This is a genomic window from Synechococcus sp. H70.1 (genome assembly GCF_047502705.1).
Classification (GTDB): domain Bacteria; phylum Cyanobacteriota; class Cyanobacteriia; order Thermostichales; family Thermostichaceae; genus Thermostichus.
Genome location: NZ_JANSIV010000134.1, coordinates 1 through 17,343, shown reverse-complemented (window position 1 = coordinate 17,343; position 17,343 = coordinate 1). Strand labels below are relative to the sequence as shown.

Here is a 17,343-nt window from a genome sequence, read left to right as displayed (position 1 = left end):
ATGCGATTCTTCCACTTCCATACCCCTGAGCAAGTGCCGCCGTCAGGGATCCCAGCCTGTGCGGTAGCCATCGATGTGCTGCGGGCCACCACCACCATCGCCACAGCCCTAGCTGCAGGGGCAGAGGCCGTTCAAGTGTTTGCCGATTTGCAGTCCTTGCAAGCGGCCAGCCAGAGCTGGCCAGCCTCCAAGCGGCTCTTGGCGGGGGAACGAGGCGGCAAAGCAGTGGCAGGGTTCGATCTGGGCAACTCCCCCCGCGAATACACCCCTGAGCGTGTGCGGAACAGGCGCATCTTGATGAGTACCACCAACGGCACCCGCACCCTTCAGCGCTTGGAAGGGATCCCGGTGGTGCTCACAGCGGCCCTGGTGAACGTGGGAGCGGTGGTGGAGTTCCTCAGGCGAGGAGCTTTTGCCGAGGTGTGGCTGGTGGGATCCGGCTGGGAAGGGGCTTTTGCTTTGGAAGACACTGCCTGTGCGGGGGCCATTCTGCACTGCCTGGGCTGCTCGTGGGAGCAGTTGGGCAACGACGAAGCAGTGGCCGCCCTGGCTGTGTACCAAACCTGGCAGGACGACCTGTTGGGGTTGCTGCGGCGCTCCAGCCATGGACAGCGGCTACTGGCAATTAGCCCCGAAAACGACAGCGATCTGGCCTACTGTGCCGAGTTGGATCGGCTCTCAGTGGTGCCCCGGCAGGTTCAGCCTGGCGTTTTGACCCTCGCCGGCTAGCTGGCCTGGGGTGTCTCGGCAGCAATAGTCGAAGCCGGCGGCCCCTCCTGCCCTACTCCCGGGGTCAACCGTGAAACGCCTCTCCAAAGACAAACCTCTCCTCCTGGTTTTAGCGGCGGTCGAATAAGGGCCTTCGGAGTCGAGTGACCCCCAGGCGGGTTCAAGCAATGCAGCGGCAACTGGGATAGACAAATGCGATAAATAGTAAGGCAAGCCGTCAATTTTGTGCAGGCAGCCCCCATGGCCACTACGGCGCCTCGTTCTCTTCCTCCCACTGATCCCGTCCGCGTTGCCATCGTCGGGGCCTCCGGGTATGGAGGGGTGCAGCTGGTGCGGCTGCTTAGCGAACACCCCGGCGTGCAGATTACCTACCTGGCCGGTCAAGACAGCGCCGGCAAGCGCTACGGGGATCTCTACCCCCACCTAGCGCAGGCGGTTGATCTGACCATTCAGCCAGTGGATGTGGAGGCCATTGCCGCTAGCAGCGACGTTGTCTTTCTATCTCTGCCCAATGGCCTGGCGGCAGACCTAGCGCCGCCTTTGCTGGCCAAGGGGTGCAAAGTCCTAGATCTCTCGGCGGATTACCGCTTTCGCAACCTGGCCACCTACCAATCCTGGTATCGCCTGGGGCAGACGGATCCCAACTGGCCTAGCCCTGCCTACCGCCAGGCCAACGAGCAGGCGGTTTACGGGCTGCCGGAACTCTACCGGGAGGCTATTGCCCAAGCCCAACTGGTAGCCTGCCCCGGCTGCTACCCCACGGCCTCCCTTCTAGCAGTTGCCCCCTTGCTGCGGCAAGGGTTGGTGGAGCTGGACAGCTTGATTTTTGATGCCAAGTCCGGCGTCTCCGGGGCGGGCCGCACCCCCAAGCTGGGATCCCTCTTTGCCGAGGTGGACAGCTCGCTGGGTGCCTATGGCGTGGCCCAACACCGCCACACACCCGAGATCGAGCAGGCCTGCTCCGACCTCACCCACACCCCCATCACTGTGCAATTTACGCCCCACCTGGTGCCAATGGTGCGGGGCATCCACGTGACCTTGTATGCCAACCTGCGGGATCCTGGTCTGGTGGGCGAGGATCTCATCACCATTTACAACGCCTTCTACCGCCAATCCCCCTGGGTTAAGGTACTGCCCCACGGCGTTTATCCGCAAACCAAGTGGGTGGCTGGCACCAACACCTGCATGATTGGGGTGGAGGTGGATACTCGCACCAACCGGGTGATTGTCCTGTCGGTCATCGACAACCTCATGAAAGGGCAAGCCGGGCAAGCGGTGCAATGCCTCAACCTGATGATGGGGTGGCCGGAAACCTTGGGTTTGCCGCGGCTCGCCTTCTACCCCTAGCTACAATGCCGGTAATTCCCTGAGGTGCCCATGCCTGAGCTTTCGGATCCCGTCTTCTCCCCCAATCTCGATCCCAGCGCTGCCCCATCCGCTGCGCCGGCGAACTCTCCACCTTCGTGGGCCAGAGCTGGGGATCTAAACTGGGAGGAGCTGTGGCGGCAACTGGAGGCGGGCTGGCAGGAGCTGCCCCGACGCTCCGAAGAAACAGTGCAGCAGACCCTAGCTCGTTTGCAACTGGAGTGGGGTGGCTTGTGCCGCGAAGCAAGGGATCGGCTACAGGCAACTCTGGACAAAGCCAGAGCCACAACCTCTCCAGAGCCCCTCCAGCAAGAACTGCAGGCGCTTTTGCCTCTGCTCAACCCCAGCCAATGGGAGGTGGTCATCGGCTCTCTGGAACGGGCCGCCGACCGAGCCTGGGTGGCCAGCCTGCTCTATCACAGCCTGCAGGAGCCAACCCATCCCAGGGCAGAAACCAACGGCATCCCTGCCTGGGCGGGGGTGTTGACTGCTGAGCAGCGCTCCGCCCTGGTGGCAATGAGCCTGCGGGCCTATGGCAACAGCCGCCTACCTTTGGTCATGGACAAAAGCGGCGAGATCCACGTGAAAGCCTCGGCCGCCCTCTTGGCCGCCCTCATTGCCGTCGAGGTCGGCAGCGTGGGATCCGCAGGCGCCCTCTCGTTGCTGGGTACACCAGAGTTGCGCAAGCTCTTGAATGCCGAGGGCAAGCTGCGGCGCAGCATCTTAAAACAGGGGCGAACTGCCCTCACCGAAGAGGAATGGCAAACCCTGCGCCAGTGGCTGGATCCCAAGGGATCCCCGCCCGACTGGTACCTCTCCCTCACCCAAGTGGGGATCCAAACCACGCAGGTGGGGGAGTATCTGGCGCGGCGGCTGCGGGAGTTGTTCCAGAGCGAGTGGATCAAGCTGGTGATCCCCCCGCTGTACCACTTGGTTATCGATGCAGGGCGGCTGTTGACGGGAGAAGTGTTTCTCAGCGTGGGCACCACCCTAGAAGCGGCTTTGGAGTCAGCAGAAGCCGAACGACGACTGGAATTGCTGCTGCAAGCTTTGCCCCAGGCCCGGCACATTCCTAGTCCCGAGCGCATCCAAGCCGCCCTTCCCGCCGTCGTAGAGGCTGCTGAGACAACCCTCAGGCCACTGCTGGGGCGCCAGTTGATGACGGTGGCCGACATCTTCGATCCGCCCCTTCGCAACGAAAGCCTCAACGAATTGGGGCGGCAACTCAACCTCTGGAATCCCTTGCAGTTTTTGCTCACCTGGGGCACGGCTGGCTGGCTGGAGGCTCTGCTAGATGAAATCAAGGAATTGCAGCAGACCTACCCGGAAATGCCTCTGTGGGAGAGCTATCGCCAGGGGGTTGAGACGGCAGTGCAAGCGCCGCGGGTGATGGATCAGGCGGAAGCCTTGCGCCTGACTGCCAAGAGCTTGGATCCCAAGATAGAGCCCCTAGACGACTGATCCTTACCCGCTTGGCCAAAGAGCCTCTACCTGAGGGCGTAGTCACAGGTGGGCCGCCTCAGGGTTGGCCTCGTGCCCGTAGAGGTAGCTGAGGACGGAGTTGCGCAGGCGATAGTACTGGGGATCCTCAAGCATTCGCTCGCGGTCGCGAGGACGCGGGAAGGGAATAGAGATAATTTGCCCGATGGTAGCCGCAGGGCCACTGGTCATCAAGACCAAACGGTCGGCCAAAAACAGTGCCTCGTCAATGTCATGGGTGATCATCAAAACTGTGCAGCGATGTTCCTCCCAAATGCGCAGCAGCTCCTCCTGAAGTTCTTCTTTGGTGATGGCATCCAAAGCCCCAAAGGGTTCATCCAAAATCAGCACTGCTGGGCGGATTGCCAAGGCACGGGCAATGGCCACCCGCTGTTTCATCCCTCCGGAAATTTGCGGAGGATATTTCTGGGCTGCTTCCCCCAGTCCCACCAAATTTAGGTGTTCTTCTACAATTTGATGCTTTTCTGACTGGCTCTTTTGGGGAAACACCGCCTGAACAGCCAAGTAAACATTTTCATAAACTGTGAGCCAGGGCAAAAGAGAGTAATTCTGAAACACCACCATGCGGTCTGGCCCAGGAGCTGTAATTGGCTGGCCTTTGAGCTTTACCGAGCCGCTGGTGGGCTGGGTAAAGCCAGAAACCATATTCAGCAGGGTGGTTTTGCCACAGCCGGAATGCCCAACGATGCAAACAAATTCTCCTTCACAGACGCTGAGGTTGATATCGCGCAATACGGGATACTCCCCCTTAGGAGTTGGGTAAGTCTTGCTGACATTCTCAAGGGTTAAGTAGGGCTCTGCGGCTGTGGCTGCTGGGGTAGAGGTTGTCAAGAGAGCAGTCATCGTGGGGTGCTCCAATTCATCGTTTTCTCACAGCTGGGAACATGCTTTTGCCAAGGAAATCTCTAGAGCAACACGGGACGACGATCCCAAGCAACCTCGGCCACGTAGATGTCGTGCTTAATTGCCAGACTGTTGAGGTAAGCCAAGGGATCCTCACCATTAAAAGGGATCCCGTCGAACAATTGAATGGGCTGGCGTTGGTAAGACACATCCAGCCCCAGCTCGCGGGCCGCCGTACTGAAGACTCCCACCTGACACACCCGCTCCACGATCTCTACCCAGTTGCGCGGGAAGGGCAGATCCCCCCAGCGGGCCATTTGCGTCATCATCCACAGATGCTCGGTGCGGCTGGGACGGTTGCCGGCGCCCAGAAAGAAGCGGTGGTGGGCATATTCCCGCATTGGCATGTCTAGGTCACAGAGCAGGCGCTGGGGATCCCCCAGGTGAATGTAGGAAGGATCAGTGCTCAGGTAGGCGCGGCGGCTGAGCAGCTCGCGAATCTCGTCGTGGTGGGCCGGATCTTCACAGTAGCGACAGGCTTCCAGCAACGCTTTCACCAGGGCAATGTGGGTATTGGGATAGGCCCTAGCCCAATCCTCCCGCACCCCCAACACCTTGCCGGGGTGGCCGGGCCAGATTTCCAGATCGGTAGCCACCACAAAACCGCTGCCCTCCAGAGCGGCCCGCAAGTTCCAAGGCTCTCCTACACAGTAGCCGTCGATGTTGCCGGCTGTTAGGTTGGCCACCATCTGGGCCGGGGGCAGGGTTTTCAGCACAACATCGCGATCCGGGTGGATCCCGCCCGCTGCCAGCCAATAGCGCAGCAGCAAGTTGTGCATGGAACTGGGATGCACCACTCCAAAGGTTAGCCGACGGCTGGGGCTATCTAAGATGTAAGCCCTCAACTGGCTCAGCGTGTGGATCCCTTGCTCGTAGAAGCGCCTGTGCAAGGTAATGGCATTGCCGTTGCGGGTCAAGGTAAGGGCAGTCACCACCGGCTGAGGCGGATTGTCCCCGCCGCCCAGAGACATCCACACCGGCATACCGGCAGGCATGAGGGCCGCATCCAAGTAACCTCCCTGGATGCCGTCTTGGATCCCTCGCCAACTGGTTTCCCGCACCAGATTGACTTCTTCCAGGCCGTGTTTGGCAAAAAACCCCCTTTCTTTGGCCACCGCCAGCGGGGCGCAGGCGGTCAGGGGCACAAAGCCAATCTCCAAGTTGATCTTTTCCAAACCGTGCCTAGCCACCACGGTGCTGCGGCGGGCCCGCCACTGCTTGATCCGTTTTTGCTGGTTCAAAAAGTAGATAATCTCGCTGCGATAGCTGTAGTAGCTGGGGTGATTGACCACCTCCAACCGGCGGCGAGGGCGGGGAATATCGATGGTTAAAATATTGCCAATTCGGGATCCCGGCCCGTTGGTCAGCATCACCACCCGATCCGAGAGCAGGACAGCTTCATCCACATCGTGGGTGACCATGAGGGTGGTCACGTGATGTTCTTCGCAGATGCGCATCAACTGCTCCTGCAAATTTCCTCGGGTAAGGGCATCCAAAGCGCCAAAGGGCTCGTCCAACAACAACACCTTGGGCCTTACCGCCAAAGCGCGAGCGATGGCTACCCGCTGCTTCATACCCCCTGACAGTTGCGCTGGGAACTTATCGGCCGCCTGCCGCAAACCAACCAGATCGATATGTTCTTCGACAATCTGCCGACGTTCTGCTGGGGAGTGGTTTTTCAGCACAGCGTCTACTGCCAGGGCAATGTTTTGCCGAACCGTTAGCCAGGGCAAAAGGGAGTAATTCTGAAACACCACCATGCGATCGGGGCCGGGAACGGTGATGGTGTGTCCATCCAAAGCCACGATCCCTCCAGTAGGCAAAGATAACCCCGCCACCATGTTCAACAGGGTGGACTTGCCGCAGCCGGAGTGGCCGATTAAGGAGACAAACTCCCCGCGGTGAATTTGGAGATCGATCCCTTTAAGAGCAATGTATTCCTGCTCCCCAGGTAGACCAAAGGTTTTTTCCACTTGCTCTAGACTAACCAATACAGACACAGCAGACCTCCCCACCTGTGGATAACCTCAACTTGCTCAGCAACTTGACCCCAGACCTAACTCCCAAGCTAAGTGCCGCAAAGGGGTTTTTGTGCGGTCTACTCTTGGAATAACAGCTCTGCAAAAAAGGACTCTAGCGGTTGGCTAGCTTATTTTGCAGGGCAGCCACCAGTCGATCCAAAAGCAAGCCCACCGCCCCAATGTAGATGACAGCAACGATGATCTCAGTTACATAGTTCTGCTGGTAGGCATCCCAGATGAAAAAGCCGATCCCTGGCACGCCAGACATGACAATTTCTGCAGCAATAATCGCCAGCCAGGAGAGGCCGATGCCAACTCGCAAACCTGTGAACATGTAGGGCAAAGCAGAGGGCAACAGCACTTTAAAAAAGAAGTCTATCTTGGAAAGCCTCAACACTCTAGAAACGTTGATGTAGTCTTCCGGAATCTGCCTTACCCCCACTGCTGTGTTAATCAAAATGGGCCAGATAGAGGTGATGAAAATAACAAACAGGGCAGCCGGCTCATTGCGCTGCAAAGCCGCCAAGGAGATGGGCACCCAAGCCAAGGGAGCCACCATGCGCAAAAACTGGAAGATGGGATCCAAAGCGCGGTTGATCCACTCGTTGCTGCCCACCAAGATCCCCAGGGCAATGCCCACCAAGGCAGCGCTGCAGTAGCCAATGGCAACCCTTTGCAGGCTGGCCAAAGTTTGCCGCAGCAGTCCTTGATCGAGGTCGCTATTGTAGTACAGAGGATGCAGGATTAGATAACGGCTGCGCTCATCCATCCAAACCTCCCATGGCCCCGGCAGCCGGATCAGGTTGGCGCTGGACAAAAGTTGCCAGATTAACAAAAATCCCGCAATGCCAACTACGGGAGGGAGGATCTGATCCCGATACTTGGCAAAGTCGAACTTGGCCGTTGAAGACTTTGGCGGAGAAGGAAGTGTCGTCGTCATGGCTCCTAGAGAGGATAGGGTTTTACAAAGTGCTGGCAACAGAGCACGAACTTGGATCAGCTTTGCCTCTTCCTTGGACGGGCAAACATAAGGACTGCAAGCTCGACAAAACTCTCACAACAATCAGCAAAATCAGCACCCCCATCGCTATCGAGAGGATAAGCTTGTCCCAGCAGGGCTGGGCCGGTCTCTCGAAGCAGGGATCCCTGGAGTATTCCCGCGGAACGTGAAGTAGAGCCAACATGGCCGATCCTCACCCCAGCGTTTAGAATTCTTCATCAGAACTCTTCAAAAGGCGCAAGGCTAACAGTTTAACTCGAGGGGAGCGGGCAGCTTGGCCCAGCTTTTTTTAACTCAATAGAATCCCGCAAATGGGCTAGATCTCTGCTACACAAGAAGCACGTCTATGTTGACCTGAGCCGAGACTAGGCCCTCTTGATTTTCAGGCTGTTCAAGTAGGCCTGGGGATCTTGAGGGTCAAACACCACCCCATCGAAGAAACGCTCCGTTCCCCGCGAAGTGCTGGTGGGAATGTTCTTCACTCCCAAAGCCTGAGCCGCCTCCCGCCAGAGATCTTCGCGGTTGACCTCATCCACCAGACGGCGGGCAGTATCCAGATCCTTGAGGAAGCGGGCGTGGAAGCCCCAACGCAGCGATTCGGTCAAGAACCACAGGTCATGGCTCTTGTAGGGATAAGAAACGCTGCCCCGCCCATCTTCCCAGTACAGGGGCCCGGCGTTGAAATCTTGAACCGCCGGCTTGCCGTCTCCCAGGTCATACTTGCCCTGGAAAGGAGGCGTGAGAACCTTGGCCGGCACGTTGAGATAGGCGCGCCCCGAGAGAATGCGCACCAACTCTTCACGGTTGGCCGGATCGTCGCACCATTGCTGCGCTTCCATGACCGCCATCAGGACAGAGCGGGTGGCTTTGGGGTTTTTTTCCACCCAGTCGGCACGAATGGCCAGGTATTCCTCGGGGTGAAAAGGCCAAATCTGCTGCGTGAGGGCTGCCATAAAGCCGATCCCATCGGCCACAATTCGGTAGGGCCAGGGATCCCCGGTGCTGAAAGCATCCATGGTGCCATTGCGCATCCCCTGCACCGTTTCAGCCGAGGGCACTGTCAATAGCTCAATGTCTTGATCCGGATCTACGCCCCCCGCGGCCAGCCAGTAGCGGATCCAAAAATCTTGATTGGCGTTGGGAAAAGTGTAGGCAGCTTTGAACTTGCGTCCTTTGGTGGCGCTGAAATTTTTGATGTAGTCCGCAGCTCCGGAAACATCCAGCCCCAGACTCTTGCCGGCGTGCATTCCCGCAATGGCAATCCCGTTGCCTTGGGTGTTTAACTGACACAGAACCGCCATGCGCACCGGTTGGTTGTTGGTGATGGCGCCGATGTGGATCAGATGGGGCATCGGCATCTGCCACTGGCCGCCGTCAATCCCCCCACCCGCCGAGCCGATCACCACATTGTCCCTCGCTGCCGGCCAACTGGCCTGCTTCAGCAGTTCTACGCCGGTCATGCCGTGCTTGGCGAAAAAGCCCTTCTCCTTGGCGATGATCAGGGGGGCAGCCTCCACAATTGGAATAAAACCTAGCCTGAGGTTAGGGGTTTCCGGGCCGCTGGCTTGGGCAACCCAGTAGCCCCTCCTGGCCCGTGCTAGGCCGCCACCCACAAGCCCACCCACTGTGACTGCACCAGCAGACAACAAAAAGTTGCGACGTGATGTCATGATCACCTCATCTCCGAGAGAAGAAAATATGTGCATGCCAAGGGAAGCCTTTCTAGGGCAAGCCGCTAGACCGACGGATTTCCCTCGTAAAGAAATCCTTAAATCTCAGCTTGGTTGACATCCTAAAAGCAGACAGGCATAGAAACAATACAATCATTCTTTTGGTACTCATAGGTATTTTTCTATCCTCTAGGGATTCTCGAGGGAGTTGCTCTCCAGGGGCAAGGTGCCCTAAGCAAAACGGCTTAGCGGATGGGGGATCCCTGCCCCATGCCGGCTATCACTGGGACGGCTGTGCCGAGCCGTTTTTTGAAGGTTGGTAGAGCCGTGTCACCTTGCCCAGGGATCCCTCCCTCAGCTTTGCCTTCATGTACGCCACTGATCCCAAGCAAAGAGGTATGGCACAGGTGTTGGGGTCCGACGAGAGGCTAGAGGGGCGCACCTTCCCCAAGCTGCGGTGCTTCTGTGGGCCAGTTCAACCCCCCTGGCCTTAGGGCACGTAGGGATCCCAGGCCACAGCCCTGGGAGTCTGGTCTGCCCCTCAAGGGGGAGAGAAGTTCCAGGATCCTGGGCCAGGACATTGGTGAACGTGGGCGGATACCTACACCGCTGTTGAACTTTCCTGTGCTACAATGCTTAAGCCGCGTTAGATGTCCCTCTCTAGCGTGGTTAGGTGAACTCTTGCGCCTGTAGCTCAGTGGACTAGAGCACGTGGCTACGGACCACGCGGTCGGGAGTTCAAATCTCTCCAGGCGCGTTCTAGGCCCAGATGATTCTTCGTCTGGGGTGTTTACCATACCGTGGTTGGCCTGAATCCTGTGTTAGGATCAGGCCTATCAGGTCCGCCTTGATGCAGGCGTAGGGAGCCCGAGGATCATGTTTGAACGCTTTACGGAAAAGGCCATCAAGGTGATCATGCTGGCCCAAGAGGAGGCCAGACGGCTAGGTCACAATTTTGTTGGCACTGAGCAAATTTTGTTGGGGTTAATTGGTGAGGGCACGGGGATTGCCGCCAAGGTCCTCAAGTCCATGGGAGTCAACTTAAAAGACGCCCGAATTGAGGTCGAAAAAATTATCGGCCGAGGATCTGGCTTTGTGGCTGTCGAGATCCCCTTTACTCCCCGGGCCAAGCGAGTGCTGGAGCTCTCCCTAGAAGAGGCACGCCAGCTTGGCCACAACTACATTGGCACTGAGCACCTACTGCTGGGCTTGATCCGAGAAGGGGAGGGAGTAGCTGCTCGAGTTCTGGAAAACCTAGGGGTGGATCTGGCCAAAGTGCGCACCCAAGTCATCCGCATGCTGGGCGAAACCGCCGAAGTAACAGCAGGGGGTGGCTCCTCCAGCCGCACTAAGACACCCACCCTGGATGAGTTTGGTACCAACCTGACCCAGCTGGCTCAGGAAGGGAAGCTGGATCCGGTGGTGGGTCGGACGCGGGAGATCGAGCGGGTAATCCAGATCTTGGGCCGCCGTACCAAGAACAACCCTGTCCTCATTGGTGAGCCAGGGGTGGGCAAAACTGCCATTGCCGAAGGTTTGGCCCAGCGCATTGTGCAAGGCGATGTGCCTGACATCTTGGCCGACAAGCGAGTAATCAGCTTGGATATCGGCCTGCTGGTGGCTGGCACCAAGTACCGCGGCGAGTTTGAAGAGCGCCTCAAGAAAATCATGGATGAGATCCGCAACGCTGGCAACATCATCCTGGTCATCGATGAGGTGCACACGCTGATTGGAGCCGGGGCGGCGGAGGGTGCCATCGATGCTGCCAACATCCTTAAGCCTGCCTTGGCCCGCGGCGAGCTGCAGTGCATTGGTGCCACCACGCTGGATGAGTACCGTAAGCACATTGAGCGGGATCCCGCTCTAGAGCGCCGCTTCCAGCCCATCATGGTGGGCGAGCCGAGTGTAGCTGAGACCATTGAGATTCTCTATGGCCTGCGGGAGCGCTATGAGCAGCACCACAAGCTGAGGATCTCCGATGCCGCTCTGGAAGCGGCGGCCAAGTTGGCCGATCAGTACATCTCCGACCGGTTCTTGCCGGACAAGGCTATTGACCTCATCGACGAAGCAGCTTCGCGGGTGCGCCTGATCAATTCCCAACTGCCGCCAGCAGCGCGAGAGCTCGATCAGGAGCTGCGGCGGGTTCTCAGGGAAAAAGATGCCGCAGTGCGAGCCCAGGACTTCGACAGGGCAGGTGAGCTGCGGGATCGGGAGATGGAGATCAGGCAGCAGATCCGCGCCATCGCAGCGGCCAAGAAAGCCGAAGACAGCAGCCGCACGGAGATGCCAGAGGTCACCGAGGAAGATGTGGCCCAGGTGGTGAGCGCCTGGACAGGGGTGCCGGTGGCCAAGCTCACCGAGAGTGAATCGGAGAAGCTGCTGCATATGGAGGAGACCCTGCACCAGCGCATCGTCGGTCAAGATGAGGCGGTGCGGGCCATCTCTCGCGCTATTCGTCGCGCTCGCGTGGGGCTGAAAAATCCCAATCGCCCCATCGCTAGCTTCATCTTCTGCGGCCCAACTGGGGTGGGCAAAACTGAGCTGACCAAGGCCTTGGCAGCCTACTTCTTCGGCTCCGAGTCGGCCATGATCCGCCTCGACATGTCGGAGTACATGGAGCGGCACACGGTCAGCAAGCTAATTGGATCCCCGCCCGGCTATGTGGGCTACAACGAGGGAGGCCAGCTCACGGAAGCGGTGCGGCGGCGCCCTTACACGGTGGTGCTTTTTGACGAGATTGAGAAAGCCCACCCGGACGTGTTTAACCTGCTGCTGCAGATTCTCGAAGATGGCCGCCTGACAGATGCCAAAGGTCGCACGGTGGACTTCAAGAACACGTTGATCGTGATGACCTCTAATATTGGCTCCAGGGTCATCGAGAAGGGTGGCGGCAGCCTCGGCTTCGAGTTCAATGCCAACGAGGAAGAGGCCAACTACAACCGCATCCGCAACCTGGTGCACGAAGAGCTGAAGCAGTACTTCCGCCCCGAGTTCCTCAACCGGGTGGACGAGGTTATCGTCTTCCGGCAACTGACTAAGGACGAGGTGAAGCAGATCGCCGACATCCTGCTCAAGGAAGTGTTCGACCGCATGAAGGAGAAGAAAATTCACCTCACGGTCAGCGATCGCTTCAAAGACCTGCTGGTGGAGGAGGGCTACAACCCCAGTTACGGGGCACGTCCGCTGCGCCGGGCCATCCAGCGCCTGTTGGAAGACCTGCTGGCAGAGGAGATCTTGACTGGCCGCGTCAAAGAGGGATCCGAAGTCCTCATCGACGTGGACGAGGAGCGCAAGCCCAAGGTGCTGGTCACGCAGGCAGAGCCGGTGCTCTTGCCACAGGGAGCTGAGTAATCGGTAGCTTGGGCTTCGGCTCTGGTTACCGGACAAGGGATCCGTTGCCGCTCCCGGATCCCTTGTTCCTAACTTCCACTCTTTATCCTTAAGTCAAGGGATTGGCTCTAGGAGAACTCTGGCATGGTGCAATCTACTTACTACTACTACGGCGGCGCTCCGGTTCGGACACCGCCCCCTGATTTGGCTTCCCTGCTGCTCCAGGAGCGCATTGTCTACCTGGGTCTACCTCTAGCGGAAGAGTCGAATGCCAACGTTACCAAGCTAATCATTGAGCAACTGCTGTATTTGCAGTACGAGGATCGGGAAAAGCCGATCAAGATGTACATCAACTCGACAGGCACCTACAACTATGACACGGCAGCGTTTGCTATTCTGGACACCATGAACTACATCAAGCCGCCAGTGCATACCATCTGTATTGGCAATGCTGTTGGCATGGCGGCCATGCTGTTAGCAGCGGGTGCCAAGGGGTTTCGGGCCAGTCTACCCAACGCCACGATTGTGCTGCACCAGCCCTACGGAGGCACACGTGGACAGGCCAGCGACATTGAAATTCGTACCCGTGAGATTCTAACCCTCCGCAACATGATGCTGGAGGAACTCTCCCGCAGCACAGGACAGCCTGTGGAGCGCCTTAAAAAGGATACGGAGCGGCTGTTTTTCATGACACCGGAAGAGGCCAAGGCCTACGGCCTCATTGACCAGGTGCTGACCAGTTCCAAAGGCTTGCCAAAGCTGGCAGCAGCCAAAAACTAAGGTGGAGGGATCCGTCGATGGCTCAAGTTCCGGTGTAGAGATTCTTACTGCAAAATTGCTCAGCCTTTTCCCCCGGCCGAGGTTGGAGCTTGGAAGACCTGCGCTGTACTGGGTTGGCGGCCAACAACGAGGTCAAGACTAGCTCCAAGGGAGTGGTTTCCTTGGTTTTGCCCCAGCTAGACTTAAAGGCGGGAGCAGTTTTGCAAGTATGCCATTCTGGGTAGTTGTGCTAGGAGATCTTCATGCCGATTGGAGTGCCTCGCGTTCCCTACCGTTTGCCCGGTGAGCCTTACACCCAGTGGATTAGCCTTGATGATCGCCTCTACCAGGAGCGAATCCTGTTTATTGGCGAGCCGATTGATGACAGCTTGGCCAATACCATTGTGGGGGTGATGCTCTACCTCAATTCCCAGGATCCCCAAAAAGATATTGTGATGTACATCAACTCCCCCGGTGGCTCTGTAACAGCGGGGATGGCTATTTATGACACCATGAACCACGTCAAGCCGGACATTGTGACTGTCTGCGTGGGCCAAGCGGCTTCAATGGCGGCCTTTTTGCTGGCTGCCGGCACCAAGGGAAAACGCTTTGCCCTACCTCATGCTCGCATCATGTTGCACCAGCCTTCGCTGGGACTGATCCAAGGCCAAGCCAGCGACATTGAAATTCGCGCCCGCGAAACACTGCGGGTCAAACGCCGCATGAACGAGCTCTTGGCGCAAATGACTGGCCAGCCCCTGGAGAAAATTGAGCGGGACGTGGAGCGAGATTTCTACCTCTCGGCTACAGAAGCCCAGGCTTATGGAATCGTTGACCGGGTAATCCAGGAGCGCTCGGAAGCTGTGGCTAGCTAACCTAGCCAGGCAGCAGTCTGCTCCCGAGAGGCCAAGAAGGCCAGGAAAAGGGGTGGGATGAGCCGACAGTTCTGGAGGGTGGGACTGGGTAGCTGCGTCGGCTTGTTGCTGCTTGGGCTAGATCCCTGCGGCCCAGCCTGGTCGTTACCCCCGGCTTCTGAGATCCCAGAGGAGGTGTTGCGGGCCCAGCCCAGCCTGGACACCCGCTCACCAGTTGATAACCAACCCCTCTCTGCCACTGAAGCGCAGGAGTTGCAGGCGCAGCTGGCAACTCGTCCCGCTACGGGATCAGTTTCGCCAAGGGTGGAGCGCCTGATCTTTTTACTCAAGCTGCGCAAAGGGGTTCGCGACTTGTTTCCCTTTTTGCTCCCCTAACTATTTCCAAAGGCGGGGCGGGATCCCTTTCTGGTAGCGGTAGGGGCCGGCGCGGGATCCCCAAGTTTGTTGACCACTGGTGGCGTCAAAGCCGCGATCCCAGGTGATGAATTCCTGGGCCGTGAGGTCAAATTCAATATGGATATAGGTGCTGTCGCCGGGGTTAAGGCGACAGGCTCCCCCGGGCAGCATCTCGCCGTGAAAGCAGCCTGGGTGTTTCTCCACCAAAATACGACAGCCGGGCAAGTGCTCCAGGTCGGACAACGAAAGCTGCGCCAAGCGCTGCGGCTCCTGGGAGGCGCCTGCCCAAGCTGCTTGATCCCGTAACTTATAGTTCTCAATCCGCAAGGGATCGGCCAACACCTGCAGCACTCGGCTGCGGTAAAATCGGCCCGGTGTGTGCTCGTTAAATTGCTCGGTAAAAAAGCCGATTCCTTCTGAAAAGAGGTGGGGAAGGCGCACGTACCAAAGGCTCACCGGCACAAACCACACGGGCTCTGCCATTGCTTGGGCGCGGTTGCTATAGTAACCTTCCAGCCAATCGGCAAAAGTATTGAGGTCGGAATTGGAAGTTGCCGCAGCAGAGGTTGTCATATGCAGGAAGGAGGGTTGCCTGTCTACAGGATTTCTCGATCCTACGCTTATTCCATCGATCGGAGGGAGAAGGGAGTTGAGGATCGGCGCAACCAGAGGGCTCAGCGTTGAGGAGTTTGCTCTGCTGAAAGCAATTTTTCTTCTACTATAGAAAGCTATGGCAAAACTCACCCCCAGCTCCAGCTACAGCATTGCCCTACGCCTACGTCTGCCCAACCAGCCGGGGGCGCTGGCCCGTGTTACCCAAGCCATTGCCGAGGTGGGAGGCAGCCTCAGCCAGATTGACCTTATCCACCAATCGGCAGCCGAAACGGTACGGGAAATCTGCGTGGATGCCGTTAGCAGCGAGCACGCCCAGCAAATTCACGCTGCTGTTGCCTCTTTGCCCAACGTGAAGGTGGAGCGGGTGGTGGATCGCACCTTTGAGCTGCACCGGGGAGGAAAGCTACAGGTGGTGGCCAAAAGCCCCCTGGAGAGCGCCGCCGATCTGGCCATGGCCTATACCCCGGGTGTGGGTCGGGTGGCCCTGGAGATTGCCGCCGATCCCAGTGCTGTCTATGAATACACCATCAAAGGCAATTGCGTTGGCATTGTTACTGACGGCAGCGCCGTGCTGGGCCTGGGAAATATCGGCCCAGAGGCCGCTCTGCCGGTGATGGAGGGGAAGGCAGCTCTGTTTAAGCGCTTTGCCGATATCGATGCTTTCCCCCTCTGCCTGGCTACCCAGGATGTGGGAGAAATCGTGGAGACAGTGGTGCGCCTGGCGCCGGGGTTTGGCGGCTTTAACCTGGAGGACATCAGCGCCCCCCGCTGCTTTGCCATCGAGTCCCAGCTCAAGGCCCGTCTCAGCCTGCCAGTGTTTCACGACGATCAACACGGCACGGCCATTGTCGTGCTGGCGGCATTGCTGAATGCTTTGAAGGTGGTCAAAAAAAGCCTAGACGAGGTGCGCATTGTCCTCAACGGCGCAGGAGCAGCCGGGATTGCGGTAACGCAACTGCTGCGGCGGGCTGGGGCAGCCCATATCGTGGTCTGTGACCGCCAAGGGATCCTCAGCCGCTCCCGCACCGACCTCACCCCCGAGAAAGCTGCCATTGCCGTTGAGAAGAGTGGATCCCTGGCAGATGCCTTGGTGGGGGCAGATGTGTTCATTGGGGTGAGCGTGGCCAATGCCTTGACCCCAGAGATGGTGGAAAAAATGGCGCTGGATCCCATTGTCTTTGCTCTAGCCAACCCGGTGCCAGAGATTCAGCCGGAGGTGGTGAGCGATCGGGTGGCGGTGATGGCCACCGGGCGCAGCGACTACCCCAACCAGATCAACAATGTGTTGGCCTTTCCGGGGGTATTTCGCGGTGCTCTGGATTGCCGCGCCAAGCAGATCAACATCGAGATGTGCCTGGCTGCCGCCCAGGCCATCGCCAATTTGATCCCACCTGAAGATTTGGATCCCCAGTGGATCATTCCCTCCGTCTTCGACGGGCGGGTAGTTCCCCAGGTGGCTGCCGCCGTGATCCAGGCTGCCCGCCAAACAGGAGTGGCCGGGATCCCTTGAGGGTTGCCCAGGCGGCCCTCCTTTAGGGCAACTGTGGGCAACGAAGAAGTTGCGGGCAGACAGTCCGTTGGCGGAGGAAAACCTTACCAAAAGCGGGTGAAAGGCAGCATCCGCTTGTATCAGTGGTCTGCAGGCTCCTAAAGCGTCAACCCCTTAGGGTAGCAAACCATTGCAACTGCAATTTATTCACGTCCTAGCACTGCGCGGAAGCAAGCTGGCAGTGCAGGGAAGATCTCAACATACCGAGCATCAATTTTGTCGGAAATGGCCTGGGGGACGCTTTAGAGCAGCAAATGCGGCAACGTTGAAGTCTACTTTCTTTTTTGGATCCCTTGTAACTTAACAACCCTTCAAGCTTTCTTCCTTCTTTGTGTAGTATTTTGTGCAGACCTCACTGACTTCATCGATTACCCTGAGTTTTAGGTTTCTGATCACTCAGCACTCCCAATGGACATACGTAAGCCGCTCTACGTCCACATCGTCACCACGCTCACCGCTGCTAGCATTGCCGCTTTGCCTCAGTCTGACCTCGGCAGAGCCCTCAGAGTGGCTCTGGTGGTTGGAGCCGGGAACGCAGTAGCCTCGAGGGTTGCTTGGTCTTCTGCCCGAGACAGGGATCGGCGAGTGCAAAGCCTCCAAGCAGAGATTGAAGAGCTACAGGACCAGTCTG

The 17,343-nt window shown here is 58.2% G+C and carries 13 protein-coding genes and 1 tRNA gene; 9 read left to right on the top strand and 5 right to left on the bottom strand.

From position 1 onward, the window contains the following. From NW827_RS09595 to NW827_RS09585, 3 genes are all read left to right on the top strand, one after another. Positions 1–729 (top strand): 2-phosphosulfolactate phosphatase family protein, encoded by a 729-nt coding sequence (locus NW827_RS09595; RefSeq protein ID WP_414360352.1) that lies wholly within the window; start codon positions 1–3, stop codon positions 727–729. Between the two features lie 240 nt (positions 730–969). Then, positions 970–2,076: an N-acetyl-gamma-glutamyl-phosphate reductase gene (gene argC / locus NW827_RS09590; protein WP_414360349.1), complete on the top strand. Its 1,107-nt coding sequence runs from the start codon at positions 970–972 to the stop codon at positions 2,074–2,076. A 30-nt stretch (positions 2,077–2,106) separates the two neighbouring features. Then, complete coding sequence (locus tag NW827_RS09585; protein ID WP_414503624.1) at positions 2,107–3,555, top strand: hypothetical protein; 1,449 nt, start codon at positions 2,107–2,109, stop codon at positions 3,553–3,555. 42 nt (positions 3,556–3,597) lie between these two features. Here NW827_RS09585 and NW827_RS09580 read toward each other — a convergent pair whose 3' ends face one another. The 4 genes from NW827_RS09580 to NW827_RS09565 form a co-directional block, all read right to left on the bottom strand. Then, positions 3,598–4,437 (bottom strand): ABC transporter ATP-binding protein, encoded by an 840-nt coding sequence (locus tag NW827_RS09580; RefSeq protein ID WP_414360343.1) that lies wholly within the window; start codon positions 4,435–4,437, stop codon positions 3,598–3,600. A 62-nt stretch (positions 4,438–4,499) separates the two neighbouring features. After that, complete coding sequence (locus NW827_RS09575) at positions 4,500–6,497, bottom strand: nitrate ABC transporter ATP-binding protein (protein ID WP_414503623.1); 1,998 nt, start codon at positions 6,495–6,497, stop codon at positions 4,500–4,502. 133 nt (positions 6,498–6,630) lie between these two features. Then, on the bottom strand, positions 6,631–7,458 hold the full coding sequence (gene ntrB, locus NW827_RS09570) for a nitrate ABC transporter permease (RefSeq protein ID WP_414360339.1): 828 nt from the start codon (positions 7,456–7,458) through the stop codon (positions 6,631–6,633). Positions 7,459–7,883: 425 nt separating this feature from the next. Next, a complete protein-coding gene (locus NW827_RS09565) occupies positions 7,884–9,188 on the bottom strand; it encodes a CmpA/NrtA family ABC transporter substrate-binding protein (protein WP_414403925.1) in 1,305 nt (434 codons plus the stop codon). A gap of 683 nt (positions 9,189–9,871) precedes the next feature. On the opposite strand from NW827_RS09565, the gene NW827_RS09560 reads away from it, so the two are divergent. The 5 genes from NW827_RS09560 (at position 9,872) to NW827_RS09540 (ending at position 14,527) form a co-directional block, all read left to right on the top strand. Further along, positions 9,872–9,945: transfer RNA gene (locus NW827_RS09560), tRNA-Arg, on the top strand. A gap of 119 nt (positions 9,946–10,064) precedes the next feature. Next, positions 10,065–12,539, top strand: coding sequence for an ATP-dependent Clp protease ATP-binding subunit (locus NW827_RS09555; protein WP_414360333.1), 2,475 nt, complete (start codon positions 10,065–10,067; stop codon positions 12,537–12,539). A gap of 123 nt (positions 12,540–12,662) precedes the next feature. After that, on the top strand, positions 12,663–13,298 hold the full coding sequence (locus NW827_RS09550) for an ATP-dependent Clp protease proteolytic subunit (protein ID WP_414360330.1): 636 nt from the start codon (positions 12,663–12,665) through the stop codon (positions 13,296–13,298). Between the two features lie 242 nt (positions 13,299–13,540). Next, complete coding sequence (locus NW827_RS09545) at positions 13,541–14,152, top strand: ATP-dependent Clp protease proteolytic subunit (protein WP_414360327.1); 612 nt, start codon at positions 13,541–13,543, stop codon at positions 14,150–14,152. 57 nt (positions 14,153–14,209) lie between these two features. Next, positions 14,210–14,527 (top strand): hypothetical protein, encoded by a 318-nt coding sequence (locus NW827_RS09540; RefSeq protein ID WP_414403924.1) that lies wholly within the window; start codon positions 14,210–14,212, stop codon positions 14,525–14,527. Here the strand turns inward: NW827_RS09540 and NW827_RS09535 are convergent, their stop codons facing one another. Next, positions 14,528–15,121 (bottom strand): chromophore lyase CpcT/CpeT, encoded by a 594-nt coding sequence (locus NW827_RS09535; RefSeq protein WP_414403923.1) that lies wholly within the window; start codon positions 15,119–15,121, stop codon positions 14,528–14,530. A gap of 157 nt (positions 15,122–15,278) precedes the next feature. Between NW827_RS09535 and NW827_RS09530 the strand changes: the two genes are divergently transcribed. Beyond that, positions 15,279–16,673, top strand: coding sequence for a malic enzyme-like NAD(P)-binding protein (locus NW827_RS09530; protein WP_414403922.1), 1,395 nt, complete (start codon positions 15,279–15,281; stop codon positions 16,671–16,673). Positions 16,674–17,343 lie beyond the last annotated feature (670 nt).